This window comes from Thioalkalivibrio sulfidiphilus (genome assembly GCF_000377945.1).
Classification (GTDB): domain Bacteria; phylum Pseudomonadota; class Gammaproteobacteria; order Ectothiorhodospirales; family Ectothiorhodospiraceae; genus Thioalkalivibrio_A; species Thioalkalivibrio_A sulfidiphilus_A.
In genome coordinates this window covers 1-13,424 of sequence record NZ_KB898958.1, presented here as the reverse complement: position 1 = coordinate 13,424, position 13,424 = coordinate 1, and the positions used below count along the sequence as shown (strand labels likewise).

At 64.9% G+C, this 13,424-nt stretch carries 8 protein-coding genes; 7 read left to right on the top strand and 1 reads right to left on the bottom strand.

Annotated elements, in window-relative coordinates; translation table 11 throughout:
• Positions 1–256: 256 nt before the first annotated feature.
• The 4 genes from D580_RS0112945 to D580_RS0112930 all read left to right on the top strand — a co-directional run bounded on the left by D580_RS0112945 (position 257) and on the right by D580_RS0112930 (position 6,573).
• A complete protein-coding gene (locus D580_RS0112945; protein WP_018954797.1) occupies positions 257–1,381 on the top strand; it encodes a Re/Si-specific NAD(P)(+) transhydrogenase subunit alpha in 1,125 nt (374 codons plus the stop codon).
• The gene (locus D580_RS0112940; RefSeq protein ID WP_012636857.1) at positions 1,378–1,668 is read left to right on the top strand and encodes an NAD(P) transhydrogenase subunit alpha; all 291 of its coding nucleotides are present in this window, start codon (positions 1,378–1,380) and stop codon (positions 1,666–1,668) included. Before D580_RS0112945 ends, D580_RS0112940 begins: the two co-directional genes overlap by 4 nt.
• The gene (locus D580_RS0112935; RefSeq protein WP_018954796.1) at positions 1,669–3,057 is read left to right on the top strand and encodes an NAD(P)(+) transhydrogenase (Re/Si-specific) subunit beta; all 1,389 of its coding nucleotides are present in this window, start codon (positions 1,669–1,671) and stop codon (positions 3,055–3,057) included.
• Positions 3,058–4,359: 1,302 nt separating this feature from the next.
• The gene (locus D580_RS0112930; protein WP_018954795.1) at positions 4,360–6,573 is read left to right on the top strand and encodes a primosomal protein N'; all 2,214 of its coding nucleotides are present in this window, start codon (positions 4,360–4,362) and stop codon (positions 6,571–6,573) included.
• 375 nt (positions 6,574–6,948) lie between these two features.
• Here D580_RS0112930 and D580_RS0112925 read toward each other — a convergent pair whose 3' ends face one another.
• Positions 6,949–8,604, bottom strand: coding sequence for a choice-of-anchor I family protein (locus D580_RS0112925; RefSeq protein WP_018954794.1), 1,656 nt, complete (start codon positions 8,602–8,604; stop codon positions 6,949–6,951).
• Between the two features lie 571 nt (positions 8,605–9,175).
• On the opposite strand from D580_RS0112925, the gene D580_RS0112920 reads away from it, so the two are divergent.
• The 3 genes from D580_RS0112920 to D580_RS0112910 all read left to right on the top strand — a co-directional run bounded on the left by D580_RS0112920 (position 9,176) and on the right by D580_RS0112910 (position 13,120).
• On the top strand, positions 9,176–10,771 hold the full coding sequence (locus D580_RS0112920) for a thioredoxin family protein (protein ID WP_018954793.1): 1,596 nt from the start codon (positions 9,176–9,178) through the stop codon (positions 10,769–10,771).
• Positions 10,772–10,781: 10 nt separating this feature from the next.
• Entirely contained in the window at positions 10,782–11,159 is a 378-nt protein-coding gene (locus tag D580_RS0112915; RefSeq protein WP_018954792.1) for a GIY-YIG nuclease family protein, read from the top strand.
• A 203-nt stretch (positions 11,160–11,362) separates the two neighbouring features.
• Positions 11,363–13,120 carry a patatin-like phospholipase family protein gene (locus tag D580_RS0112910; RefSeq protein ID WP_018954791.1) on the top strand — a complete coding sequence of 586 codons (1,758 nt, stop codon included), beginning with the start codon at positions 11,363–11,365 and terminating at the stop codon, positions 13,118–13,120.
• The last annotated feature ends 304 nt before the right edge of the window (positions 13,121–13,424 follow it).

Below are 13,424 nucleotides of genomic sequence, written 5' to 3'. Positions count from 1 at the left end.
CCCGCAAAGCAATTATCAGGCCGTTACAAGGGGATGACGGTCAAAACCCGCGAAAAAAGAGGGTTTCGCCGGGTCGCCCCGGACGGTTTGTATTCAAACAGGGCGAAGAATCCGATACCATACCCCCCTTTTTCGGAGCGGATCGGCAAGAATCCGCGCCCAGAAGACACTGATTCCACAGACATCCTGTTCCCGCCATGCGTCCGGCAAAGGGTCATCCCGACCCCGGATCCCGCGCCGGCTGACGGAGTGAGTTATGCCCATAAAACTGGCCGTGCCCAAAGAAACCGCGCCCGGCGAGCGCCGGGTCGCCCTGGACCCCAGCGTGGTCGCCAAGCTGACCAAGATGGGGATCGAAGTCCTGGTCCAGAAAGGGGCCGGTGAATCCGCCCATTTCCCCGACGCCGCCTACGCCGACGCCCGCCTGGTGGACGACGCCGCGGCCGAGGCCGATGTCCTGGTCAAGGTGGCCCCGCCCAGCGTGGACGAGGTCAAGCGCATGAAGGACGGCGCCACCCTAGTGGGCTTCTTCCATGCCCACAAGAACCCGGAACTGGTGAAGGCCATGCAGGCCAAGAAGATCACCAGCTTCGCCATGGAACTCATTCCCCGTATCTCCCGTGCCCAGAGCATGGACGCCCTGTCCTCCCAGGCGGCCGTGGGCGGCTACAAGGCCGCGATCATGGGTGCGGACCTCTCCTGCCGCTTCTTCCCCATGCTCACCACCGCCGCCGGCACCATCCGCCCGGCCAAGGTGCTGGTGATCGGCGCCGGCGTGGCGGGCCTGCAGGCCATCGCCACCGCGCGGCGCCTGGGCGCCATCGTCGAGGCCTACGACGTGCGTTCCGCCACCAAGGAGCAGGTGGAGTCCCTGGGCGCCAAGTTCCTGGACCTGGGCGTGAAGGCGGAAGGCGAGGGCGGTTACGCCCGCGAGCTGACCGAGGACGAGAAGCAGCAGCAGCAGGAGGCCCTGGCCAAGTTCATCAGCCAGACCGACGTGCTGATCACCACCGCCGCCATCCCCGGCCGTCCGTCGCCCAAGCTCATCCCCGCCTCCATGGTGGCCGGCATGAAGCCCGGCGCGGTGATCGTGGACCTGGCCGCCGAGGGTGGCGGCAACTGCGAGCTGACCCAGCCCGGCGAGACCATCACGCATGGCAACGTCATCATCCACGGCCCCCTGAACATCCCCTCCCAGGTGGCCCTGCACGCCAGCGAGATGTACGCCAAGAACCTGCTCAACTTCCTGTCGCCGCACATCAAGGAAGGTGAGTTCACCCCCGACTGGGAAGACGAGATCATCGCCAAGAGCTGCCTCACACACGCCGGCGAGATCAAACACGAAGCGACCCGCAGCCTGGTGGAAGGAGGTCAGTCATGATCGAGGGTTTCGTCGCACTCTATATCTTCATGCTCGCCGCCTTCACCGGCTACGAGGTGATCTCCAAGGTGCCGGTCATCCTGCACACCCCGCTGATGTCCGGCTCCAACTTCGTGCACGGCATCGTGCTGGTGGGCACCATGGTGGCCCTGGGCCACGCCAGCACCCCGCTTGAGCAGCTGATCGGCTTCGTCGCCGTGATCCTGGGCGCGGGCAATGCCGTGGGCGGCTACGTGGTGACCGAACGCATGCTCGAGATGTTCAAGAGCAGCAAGGGAGGCAAGTAAATGAGCTTCATCATCAATGCTGCCTACTTCATCGCGGCGGTCCTGTTCATCGTCGGCCTCAAACAGATGGCCTCGCCGGTCAACGCCCGGCGCGGCATCATCTGGGCCGGCGTGGGCATGGTCATCGCCACCCTCGTCACCTTCGTGCACCCGGAAGTCTCCGGGCTGGTCAACTACCTGCTGATCGTGCTCGGCATCGGCATCGGTGGCGCGCTCGCCTGGTGGACCGGCAAGAAGGTCCCCATGACCGACATGCCGCAGATGATCGCGCTGTACAACGGCATGGGCGGCGGTGCTGCCGCCGGCATCGGTCTGATCGCCCTGCTGCAGGCCGACAAGCACGAGATGTCGTTCATCATCCAGTTCATCGCCGTGCTGGGTGTGCTGATCGGCTCCGTGGCCTTCTCCGGCTCGCTCATCGCCTACGCCAAGCTCCAGGGCATCATGAAGAAGACCCTGCGCTTCGGCGGCCAGCAGTGGCTCAACCTGGCCGTGTTCGCCATCACCGTCATCAGCGGCCTGATCCTGGCCTTCAGCGGCGCCGAGGTGAGCGGAAACGTGCTGCTGGTGTTCTTCGTGCTGGCGCTGGTGTTCGGCGTGCTCATGACCCTGCCCATCGGCGGCGCCGACATGCCCGTGGTGATCTCGCTCTACAACGCGCTGACCGGTCTGGCCGTGGGCTTCAAGGGCCTGGTGCTGGACAACCCGGCGCTGATGATCGCCGGCATCGTGGTGGGTGCCGCCGGTACCCTGCTGACCCAGCTCATGGCCAAGGCCATGAACCGGCCCATCAGCAACGTGCTGTTCAGCCACTTCGGTTCCGCAGGCGGCGCCGAGGCCGCCGAGGTTACAGGCACCATGAAGTCCATCGAGGCCAGTGATGCCGGCGTGATGATGGCCTTCGCCGACAAGGTGATCATCGTTCCCGGTTACGGCATGGCCGTGGCCCAGGCCCAGCACAAGATCTGGGAACTGACCCAGCTCCTGCAGGAGCGCGGCGTGACCGTGAAGTTCGCCATCCACCCGGTGGCGGGCCGCATGCCCGGTCACATGAACGTGCTGCTCGCCGAGGCCGGCGTGCCCTACGACATCATCTACGACCTGGACGAGATCAACAGCGAGTTCAAGACTGCTGATGTGGCCGTGGTGATCGGCGCCAACGACGTGGTCAACCCCGTCGCCCGCACCGATCCGAACAGCCCGATCTACGGCATGCCGATCCTCAATGCCGATCAGGCCAAGAACGTCATCGTCATCAAGCGTGGCCAGGGTGCCGGTTTCTCCGGCGTGGAGAACCACCTGTTCTTCGCCGACAACACCCGCATGCTCTACGGCGATGGCCAGAAGGTGGCCGCCGAGCTGATCTCCAGCATCAAGGAAATCGGTTGAGGTCGGTCATTGAGACCTGGCCAACAAAAAAGCCCGGCTGAGCCGGGCTTTTTTGCGTGTGCCGGGAAAGAAAACATGATCCTCTCACGGGGGCACGGGGCCACGGAGGAAAGGCGCTAAAGTTCAAAGGCGGTTCTCTCGCGGAGGCGCGGGGGCGCGGATAGAGGCATTTTGATCAGAAAACCCTGTGCCTCCGTGTCTCCGTGAGAGGATGGTTTGTGGGGTTTGGGCATGTGGCTTCGATATGAAAACCCGGTCTCTCGCAAAGCCGCCAAGGCGCGAAGAAAGATCTGTAGGATGGGCAAAGCAACGCGTGCCCATGCAGACGGGGTTTGATGGGTGCGCTGCGCTTCACCCATCCTACGGCTCATCAAGGACCTAAAAACGGGGTCCTCTCGCGGATCTGCGGGGTCACAGAGGAAAGGCTTTTCATTTCAAAACCCCCGCGCCTCTGCGTCTCTGCGAGAGAATAGGTTTTGGGGTTTTCTGTCTGAAGCACGGGCTGTTCGCGGCGGGGTCGCCACTCCTACAGGCGGAGGCGTTGGCGAAGGCCTCTTGATCAAGAAATCCCCGTGCCCCCGTGTCCCCGTGAGAGGATGGGTTTTGGGTTCGGTCCGGGGGGCTTCAAGGTCAAAACCCGATCTCTCGCGAAGCCGCCAAGGCGCGAAGAAAGTCATGAAAAAATGGGTTCTTTGCGGCTTCGCGGCTTGGCGAGAGGACCTGGTTTGTCCTTGTAACAAACCAAAAGGCGGGTCCTCTCACGGAGCCACGGGGACACGGAGTAAAGGCATTTCATGTCAAAAACCCCCGCGCCTCCGCGCCTCTGCGAGAGAATGGGTTTTGTCCGGGGAGGAAACAATAAATCGATGTTCTCGCGGAGGCGCAGGGACGCAGAGAGAGGCCTTATGATCAAGAAACCCCCGTGCCCCCGTGTCTCCGTGAGAGGACAGTCTTTCGGGTTCATGACGTGTGCATGGGGTAACATCACCTGCCGTGTCAAGCCCTTTGCCGAGGGTTATGCACAGGAATTCACGGGCTGGAATGCCTCTGCCCGAAGATGTCAAGACTTATGTGTGCCGGGCGTAAAAAATTTACAACCTATTGTTTTACATGAATAAATATCATTGGTCATTTTTTGTTCAAGTTAACAGCCGGCCAATGATCACGGGCTTTGCGCCAGTTTTGTGACATTCTATCCACATAGTTATCCACAGGTTTTGTGGAAAAGCATGTTATCCCCCGGTGAAAGAATGAGTTAGCGTTCTTTGCGGGAAATCACATAAACAAACACGCCTAACTTGGATGAAATCCGAATCCCCCATTGCCATCTGCCGGGTCGCCGTGCCGGGGCCCTTGCCGGAGGCCCTGGACTACCGGGTGCCCGAGCGGGGCGAGCCGCCCGTGCCCGGCGCACGGGTGCGGGTGGATCTGGGGCGCCGGCAGGTGGTGGGCGTGGTCACGGCACTGGCGGCCACGAGCGAGATTCCTCGCAACCGGCTGCGGCCGGTGCGCGAGGTGCTGGACCCGGAGCCCCTGCTGGATGCCACCCTGATGGGCCTGCTCACCTGGGCGGCGGATTACTACCACCATCCGGTGGGCGAGGTGCTGAACCAGGCCCTGCCGGTGCTGCTGCGCCAGGGGCGGGAGGCCCAGGCGGCTACCCGCAGCGTCTACCGGCTGACGGGGGAAGGCGCGCAGGTCGATCCGGCAACCCTGACCCGGGCACCGCGCCAGGCGGTGCTGCTGGGACTGCTCAGGGAAGCGCCTGGCGGGCTTTCCGCCGGGGAGCTTGAGGATGAGCCGCCGGGGAACTGGGGCGGCGTCCTGCGGGCCGTGGTCGAGCGCGGCTGGGTGGAGCGGGTTGAACGGGCGCTGGACGCGATTGACGTTCCGAGTCCTGCCCGGGCAGGCCCCGCGCTCAACGAGGCCCAGGCGGCGGCGGTGGCGGCCGTGCGGGGCCGTTTCGGGCAGTTCGCACCCCATCTCCTTCAGGGGGTCACGGGCAGCGGCAAGACCGAGGTGTATCTGCAGCTGATCGAGGCCGCCCTGGCCGAGGGGCGCCAGACCCTGGTGCTGGTGCCGGAGATCGCGCTCACGCCCCAGCTGGTGCGCCGCTTCCGCAGCCGGCTGGCCTGCCCGGTGGCGGTGCTGCATTCCGGGCTCGGCGAGCGGGAGCGGCTGGAGGGCTGGCTGGCGGCCCGAAGCGGCGCGGCCGGGGTGATCATCGGTACCCGCTCGGCGGTGTTCGTGCCCTGGGCCAAACCGGGGCTCATCATCGTGGACGAGGAGCACGACGCCTCGTTCAAGCAGCACGAGGGTTTCCGCTATCACGCCCGGGACGTGGCCGTGAAGCGGGCGCATCTCGAATCCGTGCCCGTGCTGCTGGGTTCGGCCACGCCCTCCTTCGAGAGCCTGGCCAACGTGACCCGGGGGCAGTACACCCGGCTGCGCCTGCGGGAGCGGGCGGGCGGCGCGGCGCCGCCCCGGGTGGAACTGCTGGACCTGCGCCGTCAGACCCTGGACGAGGGCCTGTCCCTGGGTCTGATGGACCGCATGCAGCGCCACCTGGAGGCCGAGGGGCAGGTGCTGCTGTTTCTCAACCGCCGGGGTTTCGCGCCGACGCTCCTGTGTCACGACTGCGGCTGGGTGGCGGAGTGCCCCCGTTGCGATGCGCGCATGACCTGGCACCAGGGCGACGGACGCATCCGCTGCCATCACTGCGGCCACGAGCGCAACCGTCCGCGCCACTGCCCTGCCTGCGGCAGCGTAAGTCTTGGTGGTCTGGGCCAGGGCACCGAGCGGGTGGAGGCGGCCCTGGAGCGGCATTTCCCCGGGCATTCCGTGGCCCGCCTGGACCGGGACAGCACCCGGCGCAAGGGGGCCCTGGAGGCGGTGCTGGAAGACGTGCGTTCCGGCAAGCACCGCATCCTGGTGGGTACCCAGATGCTCGCCAAAGGGCATCACTTCCCGGACGTGACACTGGTGGGAATCCTGGATGCGGACCAGGGGCTGTTCAGCGCCGATTTCCGCGCCGCCGAGCGCATGGCCCAGTTGATGGTGCAGGTGGCCGGGCGCGCCGGACGCGCGGGCCGGGCCGGCGAGGTGGTGATCCAGACCCATCACCCGGACCACCCCTTGCTGCTCACCCTGGTGCACCAAGGCTATGAGGCCTTCGCCGAGGCGGCCCTTGCCGAACGCCAGCTGGCCGGCCTGCCGCCCTACACGAGCCTGGCGCTGCTGCGTGCCGAGGCCACGGGCCAGCAGGCGCCCAACGATTTCCTGGAGGCGGCCCGCCGCAGCCTGGAGGCCCTGCGGCCGGACTCGGTGCAGATCTGGGGCCCGGCGCCCGCGCTGATGGAACGCCGCGCCGGGCGTTACCGGGCGCAGCTCATGATCCAGTCAGCATCGCGTCCCGCCCTGCAACGTGCCCTGCGCGCTTGGACGCCGGGGCTCGCGCAGTTGCCTGGCGCGAGGAAGGTGCGCTGGGTGCTGGATGTGGATGCGCTGGAGATGTGAGTTTTTTGTGAAGCGTGAGGGGTGAGGGGATAGGGGGGGGACCTGAAGGCGTTCCTCTCGCGGGGGCACGGAGCCAGGGGGAAGGCGGCTGGGTTAAAAACCTGAAAGGCGGTTCTCTCGCGGAGGCGCAGGGGCGCGGAGAAAGGCTTTTGAATAAAAACCCCGTGTCTCAGTGGCTCCGTGAGAGGAATGGGTTTTGTGTGGGAGCTACTGAAAACATCGTCCTCTCACGGGGACGCGGAACCACGGAGGAAATGCCTTTCATGTCAAAACCCCTGCGCCTCCGCGTCTCTGCGAGAGAATCGGTTTTGCCTTTCCAGACACAAAAAAGCCCCGCGCATCGCGCGGGGCTTTTCATCTTCTGACGACTGAGATTTACCGCCGACCCACCAGGCGCTCGCGCTCGATGCGGAACACGGTGGTGGTGCCGCTCACCTCATTGGCCACCACCAGCAGGGGCACGCCGGGGATGGGGCTCTTCTCAGCGTCAATCACGATCAGGCCCTCTGCGCCCAGGTCGCCCGCCTCGGGGGTGCCGGGGGCGGCGCTGAAGTTGCGGTTGTTGAAGTATTGCACAAAGCTCGGGGCATAGGGATCCGTGATGTCGTGGATCATCACGCCACCGATGCGCTCCAGGCCCACGAAGGCGTAGGTGCGGCCCCAGAGCTTGGCCACGGTCACGCCCTCGGGCTCGGGGCCCTTGTCGTCGCTGCGGGTCTCGAAGCTGTTTTCCCGGTGGTTGGAGTTGAAGTTCTCCGGGAACATCTCGGCGGTGATGCGCTCGTAGTCGGAGCCGCTGTCATAGACCATTTCCAGCTCGCTGTTCCAGATGGAGAAGGAACGGGCGCCGAAGGCGTAGATGTCCTCGTAGCAGCTGCCGTCTTCACGCAGGCCCGTGGCGGTGGTCACGTTGAGCCGGCCCATGTTGGTGTTGTCGCGCAGCTGGGCGAGGTTGGTGATGCCCATCTCGTTATTGGCGTAGAAGGCATTGAAGCGCTCGGAGTCCGGGCAGACGGGGATGCCACCGGTGAGCGCGCGGAAGCGGGAGACCTCGCTGTAACCGGGGTAGTCGCGGGCATCGCCCTCATTGGCGGTGACGATGTAGGTCTTGCCCCGGTACTCGTAGCTGGCGATCGAATCCGGCTGGTAGATGCCGAGCACGGGCCAGTTGGTGATGTTGATGCGTCCGTCGCGATCGCTCACGTCCAGTTCGTTGCCGGGCAGCAGGTGATCCTTGAAGCCCAGGCCGTGAATGGAGATGAACTCACCCGCCTCGATGTCCAGCACGGCGATGGCGTTGTTCTCCTGCAGGGCCACCCAGGCGGTCTTGGAGTCCTTGGAGACGGTGATGTACTCGGGCTCCAGGTCCTGGGCCACGGTGGCGCCGGGGCCAAAGATGCGGATGGAGGGGTCCAGTTCCGCGTCGTTGAACTTGCGGAAGTCGGCGGTGCGCACGTGGGCCTGGGTGAGCGTGGTGATGTCGTTGGGTAGGTCGATGATGCTCACCGAACCCTCGGGATCGATGCTGTAGTCATCGCTGGGCTCGCCCTCGTTGGCCACCAGCACGCGCTTGCCATCGGGGGTGAAGGTGACCATGTCGGGCAGGGCGCCCACTTCCACGTCGGCCAGCACGTTTCCGTCGGTGTCCAGGAATACGGCGCGGCCCGGATTGGTGCGCACGGCGTCCTCGATCACCGCCACCACCAGGCCCTTGTGCACGTCCACGCTGTTGACTACGGAACCGTACGCGGACAGGTCGATGTTGAACAGCAGGGTGGGCATGGAAGGCTCACGGATGTCCAGCACGTCCAGCTGGCCGCTGAAGGCGTTGACCACGAACAGGCGCTGGGTCTTCGGGTCGTGAGCCACAATCTCGGCAGCGGACCGGTCGAAGATGCCGCTGGCATAGGTACCGATGGGCTGGATGCTCAGGGAAAACGGCGTGGCGGCCAGCGCGGCGGGTGTGGCGACGGCCAGGCCTAGGGCCAGGACATAGGGATTGAGGCGCTTGCGCAGGGTGCTGGATGACATGGCGAGACTCCCTTGTTATTGGATTTGGGAGTGGAATCATCCGGCGTGATCGTGACAGGGTGATTTCAGCTGGGACCTGCAAACTGTAAAGAATTCCGGCGTTTGTGGGTTGCGTGTTTTCTCCCTCGCAACTTGTCCGAAAAAAACCTGAAAGGCGGTTCTCTCGCAGAGGCGCGGGGGCGCGGAGAAAGGCTTTTGATTAAAAAACCCCCGTGTCTCCGTGGCTCAGTGAGAGGAATGGGTTTGTATTGGATACCGCAAAAATAACCGTATCTCTCGCAAAGCCGCGAAGGCGCGAAGAAAAGACGATAATGAAAAGGGTTTCTTTGCGGCTTGGCGGCTTCGCGAGAGGATGGGTTTTGTGTGGGATAGCTAACGAAAACATTGTCCTCTCACGGGGACACGGAGCCACGGAGGAAAGGCCTTTTGATTCAATCCCCCTGCGCCTCCGCGTCTCTGCGAGAGAATCGTGTTTTGATCAAGGAACTCCGTGCCCCCGTGGCTCCGTGAGAGAAATGCCTTTCGGCTCGTGGATCGGCCAGGTTAGGCGTTACGCGCTAGACTCCATATCATGAGACGCCATCACTTCATCGTCGTGCTGATTGCGATCCTCGTGGCCCTGGTGTTCGCGCTCTGGCCGTGGATGACCGGTGACCAGGAGGCGCCCGAGACACCGGTCGAGTCGGTCGGCCAGCTGGACGACTATCCACGGGGCTCGGCCATCCCCTGGCAGCCCTGGGGTGATGCCGCGCAGTCGCGGGCGTCCCGGGAAGGCAAGGGGCTGTTCGTGTATTTCCACGGGCAGTGGTGCACCTGGTGCCGGGAGTACCAGCGCGACAGCCTGGAGCATCCCGAGACCGTCGCCGTGATCGGGCAGGGCTTCGTGCCGGTGCTGGTGAACGTGGATCAACGCCGGGACCTGTTCACCCACCTGGGAGGTCGGGGCCTGCCGTTCACGGTAATCATGGATGCGCAGGGTGATGTGCTGGGCCGGTTCACGGGACACGTGGGCGCCGGCGATCTGCAGGGCCTGCTGCGCGAGGCCTCCGTACGCATCGCCACGGCCCAGGCGGTGCCGGCGGGACTGGATGCCCTGCTGGGCGGTGACCCGGAGCAGTTTCTCGCCTTTCTGGATGAGACCTATGACCCGGGTCAGCACCGGCTGAGCCGCGCCGCGGTGGTCGGCACCTTGAGCAAGCGGCCACAGCCCATGACCTACCGCCTGCTGCTCCATGAAGATCACTGGCGCGCGCGCATCCCGTACATGCTGGATGTGCTGCGCGATGATCTGAGCGACCCCGTGGACGGCGGGTTCTTCTTTTTCTTCGATCCCGATCAGCCCAACCCCCTGACCGCGGTAGAGACCTCCAAGGTGCTGGGGCTCAACGCCCAGATGGTGTGGCTGTTTGCCGAGGCCCATGGGCTGCTGGGACGCGAGCGTGATGCGCGGGTGGTGCGCGAGGCCCTGGCCTACGTGGAGCGTTTCCTGTGGGATGACGCGCTGATGGCCTTCTGGGGCAGCCAGTATTCGGATTCGGATTACTACCGGCTGCCTCCGGCCGAGCGCCGCGCGGCCACGCCGCCGGTGGTGGAGCGGGTGCAGTACGCGGACGTGAGCGGGCAGATGATCGTCGCCCTGGTGCGGTCCGCACAAGCCTTGAACGAGCCGGCCTACCTGGCCTGGGCCGCCCGCGCCCTGGGCGGTCTGGACGAGCGCCTCGCCGATCCCGATGGGGGCTATTACCACTTCCGCGTCGAGGGCGGCGAGGCGCAACTCTCCGGATACCTGCCGTCCCAGGTGTGGCCGGCCGCGGCCTGGTGGACCTATTACGAGGCCACGGGGGATGAGGCGGCCGCGCGCCGGGGCGCGGAGTTGTTGCAGCGCATCGGCGCGCATGTGGATCCTGAACTCGGCGGCTTTGCGGAACGCCTGGGCGTTGACATGGCTCCCTGGACCGAGTCCCGTACCCACGGTGCCCTGGCCTGGCTGCTTATCGGGCCGGCGAGTGAGGCCCGTGTCTCAGAAGAAGTGCTTTCACAGGAGACGCGCGCGCAGTGGATGAGGATGGCCCTGGATCAGCTGCGCCTGGTGGGCGGCGGCGATCCGGACGACATGGCGCTTGGCGTCCTCGCCCAGCGGAGCTGGGCGAAGGACAGTGGCAAGTAGCAAGTGGCTAGTGGCTAGTGGCAAGGAGAATGCAACTTATCAGCTGCTGATCGTAGTCGATGAGGCGGTTAGTGTTCGGGTCGGGCAGCTGGGTGAGTTCGCCTTCGCGCCGGGGTATTACGTGTATACCGGCAGTGCGCGGCGCGGGATGAAGGCACGATTGAAACGCCATCTCGCGAGGGACAAACGACTGCGCTGGCATATCGATTATCTGCTGGCGAATCCACACGTCACGGTGGTAGATGTGCAGATCCTCGATCAGCCGGAGTGCGAGGTTAACCAGTACATTACAGGCACGATACCGGTGCCGGGCTTCGGCGCCAGTGATTGCACGGCGGGGTGCGGGGCGCACCTGTTTGAAGTGCGAAGTGTGAATTGGGAAGGGTGATCGGAAGTCAGAAGTGTGAATTGGGAAGTGCGAAGTATGCAAGAAAGACTTTTCGACCCGAACCTGCCTGAATCCGGTGCTATGCTCTGTCACAGTCGAGTGTTTTATTCATTCGCACTTCCCAATTCACACTTCCAACCTGCATTCCCACTCCCCACTTCCCACTTCCCAATTCTCAATTCGCACTTTCAAGGAGGATCCCCATGCGCAAACCCGAACCCGGCACCTTTGAACTTGGCCTGGTCATGGCCGGTGCGGTCTCCGCCGGCGCCTATACCGCCGGCGTGCTGGATTATCTGTTCGAGGCCCTGGAGGCCTGGGAGAACGCCAAGGCGGCCACGCCGGACGAGGTCCCCAGCCACCGCATACAGATCCGCGTGGTGACCGGCACCTCGGCGGGCGGCATCGCCTCGGCCATCACCGCCATGCTGCCCTTCACCCGCCATCATCCGGTCCAGGACCTGCACCTGGTGGACGGACCGGGCAAGCCGGTCAACGCCAACCGCAACCTGCTTTACCGCTGCTGGGTCAGGGACGTGGACCTGGGTGACATGCTGGACACCGCGGACATCAAGGGCGACCACATCCCCTCGCTGCTGAGCGGCGATCCCGTGAGCCGTATCGCCAACGACGCCATCACCACCGTGCGCCAGAGTCCACCTTCGGGATGGATGCGCTGGTTCTCCAATCCGTTGCAACTCTACCTGCAGGTCACCAACCTGCGCGGCGTGCCCTATCTCATCAACATGGTCACCGATGAAGGCGTGCGCGGACACCGGGTGATGAGTCATGCCGACCATGCCCACTTCGCCGTCTACGGCACCAGCGCGAGCCAGCCGGAGGGTCTGCCCCTGGGCGCCACGGCGGTGAACTGGCCGGGCACCCTGGGCACGCCCGACGACGGCTGGGAACGGGTGCGGGACGCGGCGCTGGCCACCTCTGCCTTCCCGGTGGGCCTGCCCGCCCGTGCACTGGACAACCACCTGCGCAGCTACGAGTCGCGGCCCTGGTCGCGGCCCGCCGGCGTGCCGCTGTCCGAGGAGCCGCCGCGCATCGCGCCGGACTGCCCGCCCCACCTGATGCAGCCCTACCAGTTCTGGAGCGTGGACGGGGGCCTGATCAACAACGAGCCCCTGGAGACGGCGCGTATTGCCCTGGCCGGCGCGCCCGATGCCCGCAACGAACGGGATCCCACCAAGGCCGACCGGGCCGTGCTGATGATCGATCCGTTCCCGGATGACACCGGCTACAGCGCCCCCGAGCATGGCGAGATCCCCGACATGCTCGGTGCCGCCTTCGCCCTGCTGCCGACCCTCAAGAACCAGGCGCGCTTCAAGCCGGAGGAGGTGATGCTCGCCCTCCACGAGGACGTCTACAGCCGCTTCCTGATCGTGCCTCGCAGGGGCGGGCGTCACGAGGGCGAGACCGACATCGCCTCGGCGGGCCTCGGCGGTTTCGCCGGCTTCGTGGATGCGGAACTGCGCATGCACGACTTCCAGCTGGGCCGGCGCAATGCCCAGAAGTTCCTGCGCGATCACCTGGTGGTGCACCGGGACAATCCCATCGTGGCGGACTGGGTCAAGCGCATGGAGGCGAGCGGCAAGCTCCAGGACTTCCAGCCGAGGATCCGCGCCGCCGGCGGCCAGGAGATCGTGGACCGGGACTTCGTGCAGCTGATCCCGCTGGTGGGCGATGCCCGTGCCCAGGTGCCATCACGCCCCTGGCCCCAGTTGCGCTGGCCGGTGATCGAGAAGCGGCTGAAGGCCGGCATCGAGAAGCGCGCCGAGGCCATCACCCCGGCCCTGGTGCGCCGTGGCCTGGGCATGATCGGCCTGAGCGACAAGCGCCTGCTGGGCCGCCTGGTGCGCAGCTTCGCCTCCAGCAAGATCCGCGACGCGGTGCGCGACAAGGCCCTCAAGGCCATCGAGGAGGATCTGAAGACGCGCAGGCTTCTGAGGTGATCCTGTAGGAGGCCCGACCACGGGCCGAACAGCGCGGCCTGCCCGGGCCCCGATGTTCGCGGCGGGATCGCCGCTCCAACTAAAAAATCCATGTTCTCGCCAAGACGCAAAGACGCGAAGAAAATCTTATCAAGAACTTCTTTGCGGCTTCGCGGCTTTGCGAGAGATCAGGGTTTTGGCATCGAAGCCCCGTGGCCGAATAACTAAAGCTGTCCTCTCACGGAGCCACGGAGTCACGGGGTTTTTTGATCAAGTGTTTTTCTCCCCGCCCCTGCGCCTCTGCGAGAGCATGATGTTTTTTGGT